The organism is Nocardia sp. NPDC059236 (assembly GCF_042754085.1).
Lineage (GTDB): Bacteria > Actinomycetota > Actinomycetes > Mycobacteriales > Mycobacteriaceae > Nocardia.
This window is the reverse complement of sequence record NZ_JBHZAF010000003.1, coordinates 596,361-613,202: the sequence shown is the minus strand read 5'-3', so window position 1 is coordinate 613,202 and position 16,842 is coordinate 596,361. Positions and strand designations below refer to the sequence as shown.

The 16,842-nt window shown below is 68.2% G+C and carries 18 protein-coding genes; 8 read left to right on the top strand and 10 right to left on the bottom strand.

Features of this window, described 5'->3' with window-relative positions:
• Positions 1 to 116: 116 nt before the first annotated feature.
• Positions 117 to 1,169: an NAD(P)-dependent alcohol dehydrogenase gene (locus ACFXIV_RS11855; protein ID WP_379404190.1), complete on the bottom strand. Its 1,053-nt coding sequence runs from the start codon at positions 1,167 to 1,169 to the stop codon at positions 117 to 119.
• A gap of 105 nt (positions 1,170 to 1,274) precedes the next feature.
• On the opposite strand from ACFXIV_RS11855, the gene ACFXIV_RS11850 reads away from it, so the two are divergent.
• Together ACFXIV_RS11850 and ACFXIV_RS11845 are read left to right on the top strand one after the other, a co-directional pair.
• Positions 1,275 to 2,012: a ZIP family metal transporter gene (locus ACFXIV_RS11850; RefSeq protein ID WP_379404191.1), complete on the top strand. Its 738-nt coding sequence runs from the start codon at positions 1,275 to 1,277 to the stop codon at positions 2,010 to 2,012.
• 64 nt (positions 2,013 to 2,076) lie between these two features.
• Positions 2,077 to 3,225 carry a S1C family serine protease gene (locus tag ACFXIV_RS11845; protein WP_379404192.1) on the top strand — a complete coding sequence of 383 codons (1,149 nt, stop codon included), beginning with the start codon at positions 2,077 to 2,079 and terminating at the stop codon, positions 3,223 to 3,225.
• On the opposite strand, the gene ACFXIV_RS11840 is transcribed toward ACFXIV_RS11845, so the two are convergent.
• The 5 genes from ACFXIV_RS11840 to ACFXIV_RS11820 form a co-directional block, all read right to left on the bottom strand.
• Complete coding sequence (locus ACFXIV_RS11840) at positions 3,222 to 3,788, bottom strand: vitamin K epoxide reductase family protein (protein WP_379404193.1); 567 nt, start codon at positions 3,786 to 3,788, stop codon at positions 3,222 to 3,224. The two genes, ACFXIV_RS11845 and ACFXIV_RS11840, sit on opposite strands and share 4 nt — an antisense overlap.
• On the bottom strand, positions 3,788 to 4,582 hold the full coding sequence (locus ACFXIV_RS11835; RefSeq protein ID WP_379404194.1) for a DsbA family protein: 795 nt from the start codon (positions 4,580 to 4,582) through the stop codon (positions 3,788 to 3,790). The genes ACFXIV_RS11840 and ACFXIV_RS11835 overlap by 1 nt, the downstream gene beginning before the upstream one ends.
• 163 nt (positions 4,583 to 4,745) lie before the next feature.
• On the bottom strand, positions 4,746 to 5,597 hold the full coding sequence (locus ACFXIV_RS11830) for a polyphosphate kinase 2 family protein (RefSeq protein ID WP_379404195.1): 852 nt from the start codon (positions 5,595 to 5,597) through the stop codon (positions 4,746 to 4,748).
• A 67-nt stretch (positions 5,598 to 5,664) separates the two neighbouring features.
• Positions 5,665 to 6,372, bottom strand: coding sequence for an ESX secretion-associated protein EspG (locus ACFXIV_RS11825; protein ID WP_379404196.1), 708 nt, complete (start codon positions 6,370 to 6,372; stop codon positions 5,665 to 5,667).
• A gap of 126 nt (positions 6,373 to 6,498) precedes the next feature.
• Entirely contained in the window at positions 6,499 to 7,419 is a 921-nt protein-coding gene (locus ACFXIV_RS11820) for an esterase/lipase family protein (RefSeq protein WP_379404197.1), read from the bottom strand.
• A gap of 133 nt (positions 7,420 to 7,552) precedes the next feature.
• Here ACFXIV_RS11820 and ACFXIV_RS11815 point away from each other — a divergent pair, with 133 nt between their 5' ends.
• The gene (locus tag ACFXIV_RS11815) at positions 7,553 to 8,101 is read left to right on the top strand and encodes a TetR/AcrR family transcriptional regulator (protein WP_379421240.1); all 549 of its coding nucleotides are present in this window, start codon (positions 7,553 to 7,555) and stop codon (positions 8,099 to 8,101) included.
• An 11-nt stretch (positions 8,102 to 8,112) separates the two neighbouring features.
• On the opposite strand, the gene ACFXIV_RS11810 is transcribed toward ACFXIV_RS11815, so the two are convergent.
• Positions 8,113 to 8,736 (bottom strand): TetR/AcrR family transcriptional regulator, encoded by a 624-nt coding sequence (locus tag ACFXIV_RS11810; protein ID WP_379399594.1) that lies wholly within the window; start codon positions 8,734 to 8,736, stop codon positions 8,113 to 8,115.
• Between the two features lie 83 nt (positions 8,737 to 8,819).
• Between ACFXIV_RS11810 and ACFXIV_RS11805 the strand changes: the two genes are divergently transcribed.
• Entirely contained in the window at positions 8,820 to 9,776 is a 957-nt protein-coding gene (locus ACFXIV_RS11805) for a hypothetical protein (protein WP_379399593.1), read from the top strand.
• A 36-nt stretch (positions 9,777 to 9,812) separates the two neighbouring features.
• Here ACFXIV_RS11805 and ACFXIV_RS11800 read toward each other — a convergent pair whose 3' ends face one another.
• The 3 genes from ACFXIV_RS11800 to ACFXIV_RS11790 all read right to left on the bottom strand — a co-directional run bounded on the left by ACFXIV_RS11800 (position 9,813) and on the right by ACFXIV_RS11790 (position 13,365).
• Positions 9,813 to 11,054, bottom strand: a complete 1,242-nt coding sequence (locus tag ACFXIV_RS11800; RefSeq protein WP_379399592.1) for a saccharopine dehydrogenase family protein — start codon at positions 11,052 to 11,054, stop codon at positions 9,813 to 9,815.
• 26 nt (positions 11,055 to 11,080) lie between these two features.
• Positions 11,081 to 12,514, bottom strand: coding sequence for an ABC1 kinase family protein (locus ACFXIV_RS11795; protein WP_379399591.1), 1,434 nt, complete (start codon positions 12,512 to 12,514; stop codon positions 11,081 to 11,083).
• Between the two features lie 110 nt (positions 12,515 to 12,624).
• On the bottom strand, positions 12,625 to 13,365 hold the full coding sequence (locus ACFXIV_RS11790; protein ID WP_379389195.1) for a TetR/AcrR family transcriptional regulator: 741 nt from the start codon (positions 13,363 to 13,365) through the stop codon (positions 12,625 to 12,627).
• A gap of 186 nt (positions 13,366 to 13,551) precedes the next feature.
• Between ACFXIV_RS11790 and ACFXIV_RS11785 the strand changes: the two genes are divergently transcribed.
• From ACFXIV_RS11785 to ACFXIV_RS11770, 4 genes are all read left to right on the top strand, one after another.
• Positions 13,552 to 14,847, top strand: coding sequence for a DUF445 domain-containing protein (locus ACFXIV_RS11785; RefSeq protein ID WP_379399608.1), 1,296 nt, complete (start codon positions 13,552 to 13,554; stop codon positions 14,845 to 14,847).
• Between the two features lie 136 nt (positions 14,848 to 14,983).
• Positions 14,984 to 15,520 carry a helix-turn-helix domain-containing protein gene (locus ACFXIV_RS11780; RefSeq protein WP_379399590.1) on the top strand — a complete coding sequence of 179 codons (537 nt, stop codon included), beginning with the start codon at positions 14,984 to 14,986 and terminating at the stop codon, positions 15,518 to 15,520.
• Positions 15,517 to 16,185 carry a heparin-binding hemagglutinin gene (locus ACFXIV_RS11775; RefSeq protein WP_379399589.1) on the top strand — a complete coding sequence of 223 codons (669 nt, stop codon included), beginning with the start codon at positions 15,517 to 15,519 and terminating at the stop codon, positions 16,183 to 16,185. The genes ACFXIV_RS11780 and ACFXIV_RS11775 overlap by 4 nt, the downstream gene beginning before the upstream one ends.
• Before the next feature lie 192 nt (positions 16,186 to 16,377).
• Positions 16,378 to 16,662, top strand: coding sequence for a DUF2516 family protein (locus ACFXIV_RS11770; protein ID WP_379399588.1), 285 nt, complete (start codon positions 16,378 to 16,380; stop codon positions 16,660 to 16,662).
• Positions 16,663 to 16,842: the final 180 nt, after the last annotated feature.

Sequence of the window (16,842 nt, the reverse complement as noted above, 5' to 3'; positions counted from 1 at the left end):
GGGGCCCCCCGGCCCCGCCCCCCCCCCCCCCCGCCCCGCCCCCCGCCCCCCCCCCCCGCCGCGCCGGGGGGCGGGCCCCCGCGCCGGCGCCCCCCCCCCAAACCACCCCCGCGGCCTCACATGGTGGCGGCGTCGATCACGAAGCGGTAGCGCACGTCGGAGGCGATCACCCGCTCGTAGGCCTCGTCGATGCGGTCGGCGGCGATCACCTCGATCTCCGCGCCGATGCCGTGCTCGGCGCAGAAGTCCAGCATCTCCTGGGTCTGCGGAATGCCGCCGATCATCGAGCCGGACAGCGAACGGCGGAGGCCCGCCAGCGCGGAAGCCCGCACGCTGTAGGGCTGCTCGGGCAGCCCGAGCGCCACCAGGCTGCCGTCCAGCCGCAGCAGTTTGAGGTAGTCCTCGATCGGCAGGTCGGCGGAGACGGTATTGATGATGAGGTCGAAGGATCCGCGCAGCTTCTTGAAGGTCTCGCGGTCACCGGTGGCGTAGTAGTGGTGCGCCCCGAACCGCAGGCCGTCCTCCTGCTTGGACAGCGAGTGGCTGAGCACGGTGACCTCCGCGCCCATGGCCGCGGCGATCTTCACGCCGATGTGCCCGAGCCCGCCCATGCCGATGATGGCGACCCGCTTGCCCGGCCCGGCGTGCCAGTGCCGCAGCGGCGAGAACAGGGTGATGCCCGCGCACAGCAGTGGCGCGGCCACATCCAGCCCGATGCCCTCCGGAATGGCCAGCACGAAGCTCTCGGTCACCACGATCTGCGTGGCGTAGCCGCCGAGGGTGCGCCCGCCCGCCTGCTGTTCGGCGGGCACCGGGCTGTTGTAGGTCCAGACCGCCCCGTTCTCGCAGTACTGCTGTTCGCCGGCCAGACAGGGGTCGCAGTGTCCGCAGGAGCCGACCAGGCAGCCCACGCCGACCCGATCGCCGACCCGGTGCCGGGTCACCTCGGAGCCCACCGCGGCCACGATGCCGGCGATCTCGTGCCCGGGCACGCACGGGTAGGCGGTCCCGCGCCACTCGTTGCGGGCGGTGTGGATGTCGGAGTGGCAGATACCCGCGTACTTGACGTCGATCAGCACGTCGTACGGGCCCAGTTCGCGGCGCTCGATGGCGATTTTCTCGAAGGCCCCGTCCGGGGCGGAGACCGCGTAGGCGGTAGCAGTGCTCATGAAGTCATGCCTACTCCCGCATGCCCGAAATGATCAACCGATCGTTCGATTTCTCACCCGCGGCGCGGGTGGCAATCCGGCCGCCAACGACGTCATGCTGGCGGAATGGCCATTCTGCTGTCCCTGCTCTCCATGTGCGCCACCCTGATCGGCGGGCTGCTGGCGGTGCACATCGGTGATCGCAAGCGGCTGGTGCTCGGCCTGGCCGCGGGCGTCATGCTGGGCGTGGTGGCCTTCGACCTGATGCCCGACGCGCTGGAGCAGGACAGCCGCATCGCGCTCGGCGTGCCGGTGCCGCTGCTGGCCGCGGTGGTCGGTTTCTTCACCGTGCACGTGATCGAGCGCTCGATGGCCCTGCACACCGGCTACGAGGACGAATTCGTCGCGCACCGGCACAATCACGACTTCTCCTCGCTCGGCCTGCTCGCGGGCGCGGGCCTGGTGTTCCACTCCACCCTCGACGGCCTCAGCATCGGCTTCGGTTTCCAGGCCGGCGCGGCGGTCGGCGTGGCGGTGGCCATCGCGGTCATCTGCCACGACTTCGCCGACGGATTCAACACTTTCACCCTGACCACGCTGTACGGCAATGCCCGCACACGCGGCCTGATCATGCTCGGACTGGATGCCGTCGCCCCGGTGGTCGGCGCGATCATCGGCACGCTGGTGCGGGTGCCCGCCGAACTCGTCGGCCTGTATCTCGGCTATTTCGCGGGCTTCCTGCTCTATCTCGCCACGGCCGATATCCTGCCCGAGGCACATGCGGGCAAACCCGCCCGGGGACCGCTGCTGTGCACCCTGGCCGGGGTGCTGGCCATGTTGGCTGTTGCGGCACTGAGCCATTGAAATACTGGTACACCAATAGACAGACATGCTCGAGTTGGCGGGCGAACCGCAATCGGGAGGGTCCGTGGACAGCGACACGCGCGGGGTTGATCCGGCGGGCGGCGCTACCGGCCCCTACCCGGCCCGGGGCCGTCGGCCCGGCCGGGGCGGGCGCACCCTGGCACTGGTCGTCGCCGCCGTCCTCGGCATCACCGGGTTTCTCGGCTACCGCGGCGAACTGCCGCGCTGGCCGTTCCGCGACGATGCCACCACCGCCGAGCTGGCCGGCCCGTCGCTGCCGCCGCTGGATGTCGATCTGGTCTCACGGGTGGCCGAACCGGCGCTGGTGAACATCACCGCCGGCATCCGACCCTACGGCCTGGGCGCGGCCGGCTCCGGCATCGTGCTGACCGCCGAGGGCGAGGTGCTCACCAGCCACCACGTCATCAAAGGCGCTGACACCGTGACGGTTTCGGATGTCGGCACCGGCGCGACCTACACCGCCACCGTCGCCGGCTACGACTCCGGCGCCGATATCGCCGTGCTGGATCTGAACGGCGCCGGCGGGCTCCCGGTCGCCCATATCGGCAACTCCGCCCCACTGCACCTGGGCGACGCCGTGCTGGCCATCGGCAATGCGGGCGGCACCGGCTCGCCGACCGCGGTGGGCGGGTCCATCACCAATCTGGATTCGGCCATTGTGGCCCGCAATGCCGCCGACCTGTCGCGGAAATCGCTGCACGGCATGATCGAGGTCGCGGCCGCGGTGGCCGCCGGCCAGTCCGGCGGCGCGCTGGTGGACCGCTACGCCTCGGTCATCGGCGTCATCACCGCCGCCTCGGGCGACATGCAGAAGGCAACGGGCAAGGGCCCCAACGGTTATGCCGTGCCCATCGACACCGCCATGAACGTGGTCCGCCAGATCCGTTCCGGCACACCGACCGACACCGTGCACATCGGCCCCACCGCCACCCTGGGCATCCTCACCTCCGACGCGCAGCCGGCCGGCGCGCGCATCGACGTGTCCATCTACGGACTGCCCGCCTACGCGGCCGGACTCACCGACGGCGAGGTCATCACCGCCCTCGACGACCGCGCCATCACCAGCTCACAAATGCTGAAAGCCGCACTCAACGCCCATCGACCGGACGATGTGGTGCGGCTCGAGGTCAGCGAACCGAACGGCGGGCACCGGACGGTGAACGTGACGCTCACCGTCGGCCCGCCCAACTAGAACTTGCTGTTCCAGTACGACTGGAACTGGAGGTACACGATCAGGATGACCACCGCGTAGAAGACGGCGACCAGCGTCCACCGCCACTCCACCAGGATCTGCAGCAGTCCCCGCGAGCGTCCCCACAGCAGGTTGGTCACGATGGCCAGCAGCGCCGGCGTCACCGCCCACACCACCATGCACCACGGGCACAGCGCGTGAATCTTGAACACCGCGTCACACACCAGGTAGCAGATGAACGCCACACCGAGCAGCAGGCCGAACCACAGGGCGCCGAAGAACCAGCGCGGCAGGGCAATTCCGCACACCACCAGCACGCCGATGGTGACGACCACCGAGAATCCCACCACGCCGATGATCGGATTGGGGAATCCGAACAACGCCGCGGTCGGCGATTCCATGACCGTCGAGCACGAGAGGGTCTGATCGATGGAGCAGATCGGCTTGTAGCCGGGCTCGGTCAGCAACTTGAATTTCTCGACCAGCAGCGTCACCGACGCCGCCCAGCCGATCAACGCACCCAGCAGCAGCGGCCAGGCCGAGCGGGGACCCGCCGCGATCATCACTTGCTCGCGTTCTCGATCGCCGAGGTCATGCCGCCCGGGCTCATGAGCGTCTTGGCATCCTGCACCTGGCTGCCGTTCACGTACACGGTCGGGGTGGACTGCAGGCCGGTGGCGAAGACCGCCTTGGTCTCGTCCTTCACGAACTGGATGTATTTGCCGTCCCGAATGTCCTGCGCCACCTGCGGATCGGTGTATCCGGCGTCGGCCGCGATCTGGATGAGCTGGTCATCGGTCATGCCGTTGCCGTTCTCCGGCGGCTGCTTGCCGAACATGGTGCCCAGCCAGGCCTGGAACTTCGACGGGTCCGCGGTCGCGACCACATAGGCGGCATTGGCCGCGCGGGTCGAGTACTGGTTGCCGTTGGAGGCCCGGTCCAGGAAGGAGATGATGTTGTAATCGATGGTGGCGGAACCGTTCTGGACCGCCTTGGCCAGCACGTCGGAGTTGTAGCCCTCGAACATCTTGCAGGCCGGGCACTGCAGGTCGGCGACGATCTGGATCTTCGCCTTGGCGTCCGGATTGCCGATGCGGATGGCGCCGCCGGGGGTGACGTTCGGCGGAACCGCGCCCGTGCTCGGATCGTGGGTGACGGCCGGGGCGAACGAGGCCGACGACGCGGCCGGCGTGCCCTTGTTGTCGTCGTGCTTGCGGATCGCCAGACCGATGCCGATGGCCGCCACCAGACCGACCAGAACCGCGGCCACGCCGACCTGGATGAAGATCTTGCGGTTGCGTTCGGCCCGCGCCGCTTTCGCGAGCGGATTTTTACGGTCACCCGGTTTAGTGCTCACCTCTGTGCTCACCACGCCTTCCGTTGTCACGACACGTGCGCGCCCATCTTCACCCGAGAACCTGAGAGATTCCTGCATGTGCGCGTGCCGAGTCGCGCCCGGTTTGCGACGACGAGCGATTTTCCGTGGTCAGCGGCGAGAATTCACCCGGTAGGGGTGTGAATCACCCCTGGATGAGACGTTTTTTCTGTTCGGCGATATCGAACTCCGCGGGCGGCCAGTCCAGCTTCAGGCCCTGCAGGGCGTCGATGAGCAGTTCGGTGACGGCCAGCCGTGCGTACCACTTGGAATCGCAGGGCAGCACGTACCAGGGCGCGTAGTCGGTATTGGTGCGGTCCAGCACCGCCTGGTACGCCTCCTGGTACTGCGGCCAGTACGCGCGCTCGTCGATGTCGCCCGGGTTGAACTTCCAGTACTTGTCGGGCCGGTCCAGCCGCTGCATGAGCCGCTTCTTCTGTTCGTCCAGCGAGACGAACATGGCCACCTTCACCACGGTCGTGCCGTCGTCCACCAGCTTGCGCTCGAACTTGTTGATCTCGTCGTAGCGCTTGCCCCACACCTCCGGCGCGACCAGATCGTGCACCCGCACCACCAGCACGTCCTCATAGTGCGAGCGGTCGAAGACACCGAGCTGCCCGCCGCGCGGCAGCTTCTTGCGAATGCGCCACAGGTAGTGGTGCTTCTGTTCCTCCGGCGTCGGCACCCCGAAGGCCGCGTGGTCCACGCCCTGCGGGTCCACCGAACCGATCACGTGCCGGACGATGCCGCCCTTGCCCGCGGTGTCCATGCCCTGCAGCACCAGCAGCACGCTGCGGGTGTCACCGGAACGGCCGTTGGCATAGAGCTTTTCCTGCAGATCCGACAACACCGCGCGGCGTTCCTCGAGCAGGGCCTCGCCGGCGCGCTTGTCGCCCTTGAAACCCGGAGTCGCGGATGTATTCAGATCGATCACCCTGACGCCATCGGCGCGTAGCGCCTTGGTGACCGGTTTCGACCTGGATGTCGCCTTCGCCATTCATCATGCCTAGCACGGGGCGTGGTTTCCCGCAGGCAACCGCGCCGAACCCGACCGGCGCCCGCACTCACACCCGGGCCAGCTGCACCAGGTGCGCGGCCAATTCCTCATCGGTGACCGGGGTCAGGGTGAGGTCGGCGGCCGTGGTCAGCAGATAGCGGCCGTCACCGGAGAAGTCCAGCCAGGTGCGATGCCGAGTCGGCGGCGACAGCGGATTCGCCGGTTCGACCGTGACGGTGATGAATCCGCGCCCGTCCACCGGTTCCCGCAGTTTGTGGCGGAAGCGGTCGGCCTCCGCGCCGGTGCCGGCGGCGTCGGGATACAGCACCGCCTGCTGCGGTTCGCGCAGCGGCTCCAGCCGTCCCGGCGGCGCCGACCCGATGACCTCCACCAGTTCCCGCCCCAATTGCTCAGCGGGACACAGCGATACCGTCACCGCGTCCGGCAGCGAGACCAGAATGCCAACCCGCTGCTGTGCCACCGCTGCGAAGGCGAGAATGCGCCGGGCCTCCGGGCCGGCGGTGCGCTCGCCGTACAGGGTGACGGTGGTGGTGTCGGTGCGGGCGCACAGGGTCAGTGCCGCGGCCAGGTCGGGATCGGTGCGGCGCAGGAAGCGCGCCGGCGCGCCGCCCGGGGTGATCGGACCGAATTGCGATGCGTCGTCGGGATTCTCGGGTGTCGCCGGAGTCGTGTCGAGCGGATAGGGACGGCGTTCCAGATCGGTTTCGCGGGTCCAGATCATCGCGAACTCGTCCGGGGTCAGGATCCATTTCACGTGGCCGACCCCCCTTTCTTGGGTACCACCTCCGTCCCGTCCGCGACCCTACCGGAGAGATTCTGCGGGTGCTGCCTGTCACGGGCACGCGCAATCTGTGACCTGCCGCACTCGAATGGTGGATTGCTATCGATCCAGCGGTCCTGCGAAAGGCAGGACGACCGTGCAGGAGACGGGTTCGGCGTGCGCGGGATCGAGGGCATTGAGGACCACGCGCACCGTGACCGGATCCGCGGGCAGCTCGTAGTGCTCGGTGTAGTCGGCCGGGCAGAGGTCCTGCAGCACCACGTCGTCGACATTGGGTCCGTCCAGCAGGCCGGTGGTCCAGGGGGTGGCGATCTCGTCGTAGCGGGAGACCACGGTGGTGAACCGGATGTCCGGTGCGAGGGCCGGGTCCGCGTTCAGATCGATGGCGACCTTCGAGCCGGGCGAGAGCTGGCACGGCCCGCACTGCGCGGCCAGTTCCGCTCCGGGCGCGGTGGATTCGAGCAGCGGCTGCAGGTTCGCGAGGCCGCTGACCGTGGAGCCGTGCAGCGGCGCGGCCAGCGCCACGTAGCGGTCGATCTTCGGGATGGCGCCGAGGTGGTTCAGGGCGTAGAACGGCACCGCGCCGCCCATCGAATGACCGACGAGATCGACCTTGTCCGAACCGGTTTCGGCGCGCACCCGGTCGATGAAGTCGGAGATCTGCCGGGCGCTGGTCTCGACCGGCGTGATCGCGCCCAGAACCGGGCCGAGCGCGCCGGTGCCGTAGGTCGTGGTGAACACGCAGTATCCGGCGTTCGTGAGGACCGCGGACAGGGTGTTCCAGGTGACGGTGTCATTGGACAGCCCGTGCAGCAGCACCACCGGATTCGGGTGCGCGGCAGCGGGTTTGCAGGACCAGTCGTTCGCGCCGGGCGGCGGCTGCCGGGGCGCGGTGAGCTCGGCCGCCAGTCCGCCGAAGTAGCTGTAGGACGGATTCGGCTCGTCGGCCGCGGCCGGGCGTCCGGCGAGCGCGGCGGCGAACAGGACGGCGGCGGTGAGGCAGCGGGTGACCGATCGCATGGGTACTCCCGGGGATTCGTGCCGGTCGGCCTCACGATGCCCCCTACGCGCCGCGTATGACCGACCGGTCGGTCATAGGCTAGCCGCTGTGTACCCTCGGGGGGAAGAGACAGCGCAGGAAAGGATTCCGGCCATGCCCCGACCAGCGGAACCCGGCCGCAACGCCCTGCTCGACGCCGGGGCGGAGGTCGCCGCGCGCACAGGCCTGGCCGGACTGTCGGTCAATGCCGTGGTCCAGGCCGCCGGCATGGCGAAAGGCACCTTCTACCACCACTTTCCGGATCGGCGCAGCTATGTCGTCGCCCTGCATCGCCGGTATCACGACGAGCTGACCGGTCTCGTCCTCGCCGCCGTCGGCGACCTCGCGCCCGGCCGCGAGCGACTGCGCGCCGGCCTCACCGCCTACCTCGACGCCTGCCTCGCCACCCGGGGCACCAAAGCCTTTCTCGCCCAGTCCCGCACCGAGGCCGATCTGCTCGACGAGGTGACCGCCCGCAATCAGCTGGTCGCCGCGGCGATCGCGCCCGATATCGAGCAGCTGGGCTGGGCGGACCCGCCCGCGGTGGCGCACCTGGTCATCGCCATGGTGGCCGAGATCGCGCTCACCGAACTGTATTCCGATGCGGCCCGCCCCGACCTGCGCGCCGCGCTCACCGCATTGATCGAGCACACGCCGGCCTGACGGCCGTCGCGTCACCGCCCGTAGTCGGCGAGTCCCGCTACTGCCGTGTCGAATCCGCCGGTCGCGGCCCGGATCGCGGTGGCGCGCACCGTCTCCGGGTCCGCTCCCGCCAGCGTGGCCCGGCGGATCTCCGCGTGCAGCGCGCGATCCAGTCCCGCGAGGGCGGACGCGGCGAGTCTCGGCGTGGAGTCGTCCGGGCTCGCGCCGGTGGCCGCCGCGAGCGCCACGGCCAGGGCCGCCTCGGTCTGCTCGCCGATTCGGCGCAATCGGGCCTGCAGGGCAGGGCTTTCGTCGATCATGCGCCAGAAGGTGGTGGCGCCGGGGGAAAGGCCGAGGGTGGGGTCGTCGCGCCGCACCCGGTCGAGGAAGGCGCGTCGCACGGCCGCGGCCGCCGATTCGCCCGGCTCGCGGTCGCGGACGGCGGTCGCGAGCCGGTTCGCGACCTCGTCCTGACGGTCGAAGAACAGGTCCTCCTTGGTCGGAAAGTAGTTGAACGCCGTGTTGACCGAGACGTTCGCGGCGCGCGCCACCTCGGCGACGGTCACCTTGTCGAAGCCCTTCTCCACGAACAACGCCATGGCGGCGTCGGCCAGTGCGGTCCGGGTGGCGCGCTTCTTCTCCTCGCGCAGTGCCAACGACCTCTCCTTCCTGTCGCAGAGCAGTATAGGTGTGACACTAAAATTGGTGTGGCACCAAAATTCGAGGTACGGTCGGACCCATGACGCTCAGATTCGGCATCTATGCCGGCGGACTCGCCGGCGATCAGTTCGGCAATGTCACGCCCGGCCCACCGGAACAGGCCGACCGCATCACGGCCGCCCTGGACGAACTGCACGGCGAGCATCCGTTCGTGGTGCGCGGCTACGTCCTCTACAGCGACACGCGCGGCGGGTTCCAGGAGGCGCCGCCGCAGCCCTGGCAGTACGCCACGGCGCACCGGAAACTCGATCTGGTGGTGTGCTTCCACGAACCCGGCGACGACCTCACCGGCTGGCTCGCGTTCCTGCGCAAGCAGATTCGCGACTACGGACCGGTGCTCTGCTCACTGCAGATCGCGGAGGAGCCCAACCATGCCGGACCCGGCGGCAACGGCGGCTACCCGCAGGTCCGGCAGGCCATCATCGAGGGGGTGCGCGCCGCCCGCGCGGAGGTCGACCGGCTCGGCCTCGCGGTCCGCATCGGCTGCAACTCGACACCGATCTTCGATCCGGCACAGGAGTTCTGGACCGATCTGGGCCGCCGGGGCGGGCGCGAATTCGCCGCCGCGCTCGACTATGTCGGCCTGGATTTCTTCCCCGACGTCTTCCGCCCGATCGCCGCCGAGAGCCTGGAAGCCGCCATCACCGCGGTGGTGACCGCCTTCCGCCGCGAAAGCCTGGCCGCTGCGGGCATTCCGGCCACCACCCCCATCCACATCACCGAAAATGGCTGGGCCACCGGGCCGGACCGGTCCTATGCGCGGCAGGCCGAGATGCTCGGGACCGTGGTGCGCCTTGTCGACGGCCTGGCCGACGAGCTCAACATCACCACCTACGAGCACTTCGGCCTGCGCGACTCCTACAGCGATGAGGGCGATATGAACCTCGAATTCGGGCTCCTGCGTTCGGATTACACGCCGAAGCCCGCCTTCGATCGCTACCGAGAGCTCATCGCGGAATACAGCACTCCGGCGTGACCGCCGCGGCGCGCCGGACGTGACCGCCGCGGCGCGTCAGACGGGCGCGACCTCGATGGTGATGCCCGCCGCGCGCAACCGCTCGCTCAGCGCGTCACCCATGGCCGAGGCCGGGGTGAGAATGCCCGCCAGCTCCGGCAGGCTGTCGAAGGCCAGGCACAGGCCGGACTGGCCCAGCATGACCGAGGTGGCCTGATAGCCCGGGTCGCCCTTGCCGGCGAAGGTGCACTCGTACTTCGCGCCCGAGGTGGTGTGCGCGAAGGTGCGCATGGTGAACCAGCCGCTGCGCCGGGCCTGCTCGCTCGGCCCGGTGCCCGGCTTGGGCACGATGCGGTCGATCAGCTTGCGGCCCACGGCCACTCGCGAGAGCACCGCGCCCGCCGCCATGGTGGCCACGATCCCGCCCGCGATGCCCGCGGCGACCAGCGGCGCGGTGGCCGAGGAGCCCGCGCTCATGACCTCCCGGTAGCGGAAGTTCTTGCCGTAGGGCCAGCCCAGCAGGCCATTGGAGCGGCGCACGATCTTGGTGTTGTGCGCGCCCATGATGAAGGTCGCCACCCAGCCGTCCAGGCTCGGATCGATGGCCGAGGCCCGCGAGAGCGCCTGATCGCTCTGGCGGCCGACGTCGGGCTCCATGGCCTTGTCGGGGCTCAGCGAATACGGGTGCGACATCACCGACGCCTTGCTCGGATCCTCCGCGATGGCCTCCATCATGGCCCGCCCGGAATCGATGGTGCCGCCGCTGGCCCCACCCTTGAGCCAGGCCACCAGGGTGACGTCGGTGAGCTCGCCGGCGTTGTCCGCGACACTGCGCTTGTACAGCTGATACACGCTCAGATCCGACGGAATCGAGTCGTAGCCACAGGAATTCACGATCTTCGCGCCGGTCTGGGCGGCCCGATCGCCGAAGCGGTCGATGCACTCCCGGATGAACAGCGGCTCACCGGTGAGATCGGCGTAGTGCGTGCCGTTCTCGGCACACGCCTGCACCAGCGGCAACCCGTAGCGCAGGTACGGGCCCACGGTGGTGACCACCACCGAGGTGCGCGCCGCCAGCGCGTCGAGGCTGGCCTGATCGGTGGAATCCGCCTGCACCAGCGGCCATTCCGCCGCCGCGGCCCCGAGTTCCGTGCGCACGGCGGCCAGCTTCTCCGGCGACCGCCCCGCCAGCGCGATGCGCGCACCGGCCGGTGCCGCCTCGGCGAGATACTGCGCGGTCAGCTTGCCTACGAAGCCGGTCGCCCCGAATAGGACGATGTCGAATTCCCTGTTGGCCATGGCTCTTCTTTCCCGTCGGTGAGGTTTCACGCCTTGGCGGCGCGCTTACGGGTCTTCTTGGTCGGCCCCCCGGTGGTCGGCGCCGGAGCCGGGCGGCTCGCCAGCCAGTTGTGATGGGCGCGGCCGAGTTCGGTGACCGGCTCGTCCCCGTAGAGCCACTCGCGCGCGATGCGATGCCAATTGCCGGTCGCCTCCAGCTGCCCCAGCATGCCGAAGGTGAGGAAGTCGGCCCGCCGGGAGAACAGATGCTCGGGCGGCAGATTCTGCTGCTTCATCCCGGTGAACTCGCTGGCCCGCGGATCCACCGCCAGAACGAAAGCGCCGGAGGCCAATTCGGGGGTGATGGTGAGATCCTCGTCCACCAGCGCCCACTCGCAGGCCGCCAGCACGTATTCCAGACACTCCTCGGGCGTGATCTCCTCCGGCGAATCGATGACCCCGCGCTCGACCATGAGATCGCGCAGATCCTCGGCCCGCTCCTCGGCCGCGGCGCGAATACAAATGGCCTCGAACTGCACGTGCTCGGGATCCATCCGGTTGAAGAGCCCGAAGTCCAGGAACGCCACCCGGCCGTCCGGGCCCAGCAGCAGATTGCCCGGATGCGGGTCGCCGCAGAACTCGTTGAAGGTGAACAGCGAGCCCACGTAGAAGCGGTAGATGATCTCGCCGATCCGATTGCGTTCCGCCGCAGGCAGTTCCCGGATCTCGTCGAAGCCGCGGCCCGGGAAGTACTCGCTCACCAGCACCCGGGTGGTGGACAGTTCCGGGTAGGTGGTCGGCACCACGATGAACGGATGCCCGGTGAACAACTCCGAAATCTGTTTCTGGGTAGTGGCTTCCGCGACGTAGTCGAGTTCGCTCTCCAGATTCAGGCGCAGTTCGTCCAGCACGGCCGGGGTCACCCACGGCATGGCCGACTGCAGGATGCGCCGGAACATGGCCAGGTTCTTCAGATCCGCGCGCACCGCGACGTCGATGCCCGGGTACTGCACCTTGACCGCGACCTCGCGGCCGTTGTGCAGCGTCGCCTTGTAGACCTGCCCGATCGAGGCCGCGGCCACGGGTTGCGGATCGAATTCGGCGAAAACGGCTTCCAGTGGCTGCCCGAAGTCCTCCTCGATGACCGCCCGCATCACCTCGAACGACACCGTGGGCGCGCTGTCGCGCAGCACCGCCAGCCGGCGCTGGAACCGCTCCCGATGCTCCGGCGGCACCAGATCCAGGTCCAGGACGGACAGCATCTGCCCGAGCTTCATGGCCACACCCTTCATGGTGCCCAGCACCATGACCATCTGCTCGGTGGCCCGGATCATGGACTCCTCGGCCATCCGCGCCCGCACGGCCTCGGAGCGGCCGCGCATGGATCGTCGAGTCTTCTGGGCGCGCAAGGCATTACCGGCGACGGCAATTCCCAGCTTCGTCCCCCGCGCAAGCCTGGATGTGGGCAGCTCTTTCGCCATAGTGACCCTCCATGGGAGCCAACACCCCCGTTGGTGCCGACACGGCGGATGCCCCGTGGTGTGGTCCGCCGGGTTCAGCCTAACCACACTGCGAACTCGAGTGCTAGCCGTCAGCTAGCACTGTTTTCGCGGTTTTCCGGGTCCGGCAGCACGTGCGGGCGCGCGTTGAAGTAGTGCCGGTCGCCGCCTGCGCGGACCATGCCCTCGATGGCGCTCCACGCCATCATCGTGAGGTAGTCGAGCATTTCCTCGCTGGACATGGTGCGGTTGGAGATCCACCAGTCGGTGGCCAGCTGCACGCCACCGACCAGCACGTAGGACCACAGCATCGCGCCTTCGGTCTGAATGCCGCGGTCGAAGGACTTGTCGATGATGACCGCCGAGACCACCTGCGCGAAGAGCTTCTCGAAATCGGCGAGGGTGGAGGTGTCGGTGGCCGAGCCGTTGCCCATGATGAACCGGTAGACATCGGTGTCCGAGTCGACCGTGTGTACATAGGCCGCCAAGGTATTGCGGACCAGCTGATACTCGTCGAGGTCGTCGCTGATGGCCTCGTAGATGCGCGGCATCAGCGTGGTCTCGATGAACCGCTCCATGGTGGCGCGGGTCAGGTCCTGCTTGTCCGAGAAATACCGGTAGAGCACGGTTTTCGAGACGCCGATCTCGGCGGCGATCTCATCCATGCCGGCATCGCCGCCGCGCTTGCGGATGGCGGCGAGGGTGCCGTCCACCAGCTCCTCGCGCCGGTCGATCTTGTGCTGTTGCCAGCGGCGTTTGCGGCCGTCGACACGACCACCGCGTGGACCGGTGGCCGCCTCCACGGCGGCACTCACGCTGCCTTTGGTGGTCACGCTGCGTTGGCTCCTTGTTCGCGTCCTGGGCCTGGGCCTATTCAGCTTAAGCCTCCCATGCTGTGGATCGTCGCCGATCGGGAAGGGCCCGGTGGCGGGGAGTTCGTCACACCACGCGCCAGAATGGACGATATGGAGCAACCTGCCGGCGGTGCCGGGGTACTCGACACGACCGAGCCGAAGCCGATGAAGACCACACCCAACGGCGGCGGAGCGTTCGCCGATCTCCTGGACGAAGAGGGCAAGAAGCGCGAACTGTGGCGCATGAAGGCCATTGCCACCGGCTTTCTCGCCGCGGCCACGATCATCTATATCGTCTGCGCCTGGATGACTTCGCGCGGCGCGGGCGGTGAGTGGGTCGGCTATGTGAAGGCCGCCTCCGAAGCCGGCATGGTCGGTGCGCTGGCCGACTGGTTCGCCGTCACCGCGCTGTTCCGGCATCCGCTGGGCCTGCCGATTCCGCACACCGCGATCATCCGCAAGAAGAAGGATCAGGTGGGCGCCGGACTCGGCGAATTCGTGCGCACAAATTTCCTGTCGCCGGAGGCCGTCGCCGTCAAGGTGAATTCCGCGCAGATCCCGCTCCGGCTGGGCCGCTGGATGGCCGAACCGGCGCACGCGGAACGCATCTCCGACGAGAGCGCGACCATATTGCGCGCGGTCATCGGTGTGCTGCGCGACGAGGATGTCGAGCAGATCATCGACAACACCATCGTCAAGCGCATCGCCGAGCCGCTGTGGGGTCCGCCCATCGGCAAGGTGCTCAACGAGCTGATCGCGGACAACCGGCAGGCGCCGCTGCTGGACCTGCTGGCCGAGCGCGCGCACCAGTGGGCACTGGACTCGCAGGAGACGCTGGACCGCATCGTGAACCGGGACGCGCCGTCCTGGGCCCCGAAATTCGTGAATTCGCTGCTGGCCGAGCGCATTTATCGGGAACTGGTGGAATTCACCTGGAAGGTGCGCACCCAGCCCGATCACGAGGTGCGGCTGGCGGCGAATCGCTTCCTCGAGGATTTCGCCCACGATCTGCAATTCGACGACGCCATGATCGAAAAGGCGGAGAAGATCAAGACCGAGCTCATGGGCCGGCGTGAGGTCACCGGGATGGCGCAGGCCACCTGGCGGGCGGCCAAGCGCATGATCCTGGAGTCGGCCGACGATCCGAATTCCACGCTGCGCCGCAAGGTGGCCGACAATGTGCAGCAGCTGGGCGAGCGGCTCTCGACCGACGCCGCCATGCGCGACAAGGTGGACGGCTGGCTCGAGCGCGGCGTCCGGTACCTGGTCACGAACTACGGCGTCGAGTTCGCGTCGCTGGTCAGCGACACCGTTGCCCGCTGGGATGCGGAGGAGGCCAGCCGCAAGATCGAATTGGCGGCGGGCAAGGATCTGCAATTCATTCGCATCAACGGCACGGTGATCGGTTCGCTGGCGGGCCTGGTCATCTATGCCGTCTCCCATTTGCTGTTCAATGGCTGAACATTTGACCAATAAGCGCCGCGGGCGGAGCGCCGGCTGTTTGCCACGTGCCATTCGGTGAACAGCGCTAGCAGAGCGCTTGCAAGAGTTAGCACCCCGTCCTAGAATTGACCGCACAACCGCCGGAAGGTGAGTGATGAAGCACGATTCCGAGGTTCCCGAACCGATCGAGGGCGACAGCGCGGAGACGTCCGCCGCCGGAGATCGGACGGGTCGCGTAGCCAACGCGGCTCACGACATCGGGGGCTTCATCCGGGCGCAACGCGAGGCCGCCCAGGTCTCGCTGCGTCAGCTCGCACAGCTGGCGGGGGTGAGCAATCCGTACTTGAGTCAGATCGAGCGCGGGCTGCGCAACCCGTCCGCCGAGGTACTCGCCCAGATCGCGAAGGGTCTGCGGGTCTCCTCGGAGGTCTTGTACATGCGGGCCGGGTACCTCGAGCAGAGGCCGCACGGCCCTGTCCGGGATGCCCTGCTGGCCGATACCGGCCTGACCGAACGTCAGAAGCAGGTCCTCCTGGACATCTATGAATCGTTCTGCCGGGAAAACCAGGCGAACGAGGACAGAGGGGACGCAACGGAGCTAATGGGGGGCGTTCCCGGGGGAAACAGGGACAACGAGGTTCCGCACCGCACAACCGAAGTTCCGCCACGCCAGGAGAGCGAACCATCATGACCGAATCGAACCTGACCGCGACCGTGACCAAGCCGATCTACGCCACGGTCGGCGCGGGCGACGCCATCTACGCCGCCGTGCTCGACGCCGTCTCGCAGATCCGCGAGCGCGCCACCTCCGCCGACGTCCAGGGCCGTATCGACGAGGCCCGCGAGCGCGTCGCCAACCTCCCGGCCGACCTGCAGGAGCAGGCCGAGACCCTGCGCCAGCGCGTGCAGGCGCTGCCGTCCGAGCTGCCCGAGGACCTGGCCGAGCTGCGCGAGAAGGCCACCGCCGAGGAGCTGCGCAAGCTGGTCGACCAGTACTACCACCAGCTGCTGGACCTGTACGCCGACCTGGCCGCCCGCGGCGAGGAGACCGTCGAGAAGCTGCGCAGCAACCCGGCTTTCGAGGAGCGCTTCGAGCAGGTCGAGACCCGCTACAACGACCTGCTGTCGCAGACCCAGGACATCCTCGGCAAGGTGACCGACCAGGTCGGCCCCTACATCGGGCTCGCCGGTAAGGAAGAGGCCGAGGAGGAGGAGACCGTCGACGCCGAGGTCGTGGACGTGACCACCGAGACCGCTCCGGTCGAGGACGAGGCCCCGGTCAAGAAGGCTGCCGCCAAGAAGGCTCCGGCCAAGAAGGCTGCCCCCGTCAAGAAGGCTGCCCCCGCCAAGAAGTAGATCTCGCACTTCGCGAAAAAGCTTGTCGCCCTCGCACACTCAGGTGTGCGAGGGCGGCCGCGTTTCGGGGGAACGCAGCCGCCCTCCGAGGGATGCGGTGCCACCGAGCGGTGTGAGCATCGGAGTTCCGCAACCCGTGTCGTGGTGAGAAGCCCTGGTGGGCAGGGCTTCACCCGTATGATGGGTGAGGTGATGGGAATCCCCAGCTTGATCTTGACGGTGTTGCAGCTGTGTGCGCTCGGCATGACGGTGTTCGCGCTCGTGCACGCGATTCGCCAGCGCCCGGATGCCTTCACGGCCGTGGACAAGCTGACCAAGCCGGTGTGGATCGCGATTCTGCTGGCGTCGCTGGGCGCCCTGCTGCTGGCGCAGACCCCGGTGGGGATTCTGGGTATCGCGGCGATCGTGGCCACCGGCGTCTACCTCGCCGATGTCCGGCCCAAGGTGGATGAGATCCAGCGCGGGCCGCGCTGGTAGCCCGCGTTCGAGACACTCGGCCGCCACTCCGGATCATCCGGGTGGCGGTCTTTTTTTCTCACATCAATGCGCTGGCCAGGGGTGAGGTGGGTTCCGGCTCGGGAACTTTTCGGGTGCTTGCACTAGCAAGCACGGGCCGGTGCGGGTTACTGCATCTAGCAGTAACACAAAGGAGTGTCC

Coding starts and splice junctions, on each gene's coding strand:
- ACFXIV_RS11855 (WP_379404190.1), bottom strand. CDS start 1,169: ATGAGCACTGCTACCGCCTACGCGGTCTCCGCCCCGGACGGGGCCTTC.
- ACFXIV_RS11850 (WP_379404191.1), top strand. CDS start 1,275: ATGGCCATTCTGCTGTCCCTGCTCTCCATGTGCGCCACCCTGATCGGC.
- ACFXIV_RS11840 (WP_379404193.1), bottom strand. CDS start 3,788: ATGATCGCGGCGGGTCCCCGCTCGGCCTGGCCGCTGCTGCTGGGTGCG.
- ACFXIV_RS11830 (WP_379404195.1), bottom strand. CDS start 5,597: ATGGCGAAGGCGACATCCAGGTCGAAACCGGTCACCAAGGCGCTACGC.
- ACFXIV_RS11820 (WP_379404197.1), bottom strand. CDS start 7,419: ATGCGATCGGTCACCCGCTGCCTCACCGCCGCCGTCCTGTTCGCCGCC.
- ACFXIV_RS11815 (WP_379421240.1), top strand. CDS start 7,553: ATGCCCCGACCAGCGGAACCCGGCCGCAACGCCCTGCTCGACGCCGGG.
- ACFXIV_RS11805 (WP_379399593.1), top strand. CDS start 8,820: ATGACGCTCAGATTCGGCATCTATGCCGGCGGACTCGCCGGCGATCAG.
- ACFXIV_RS11800 (WP_379399592.1), bottom strand. CDS start 11,054: ATGGCCAACAGGGAATTCGACATCGTCCTATTCGGGGCGACCGGCTTC.
- ACFXIV_RS11795 (WP_379399591.1), bottom strand. CDS start 12,514: ATGGCGAAAGAGCTGCCCACATCCAGGCTTGCGCGGGGGACGAAGCTG.
- ACFXIV_RS11785 (WP_379399608.1), top strand. CDS start 13,552: ATGAAGACCACACCCAACGGCGGCGGAGCGTTCGCCGATCTCCTGGAC.
- ACFXIV_RS11780 (WP_379399590.1), top strand. CDS start 14,984: ATGAAGCACGATTCCGAGGTTCCCGAACCGATCGAGGGCGACAGCGCG.
- ACFXIV_RS11775 (WP_379399589.1), top strand. CDS start 15,517: ATGACCGAATCGAACCTGACCGCGACCGTGACCAAGCCGATCTACGCC.
- ACFXIV_RS11770 (WP_379399588.1), top strand. CDS start 16,378: ATGGGAATCCCCAGCTTGATCTTGACGGTGTTGCAGCTGTGTGCGCTC.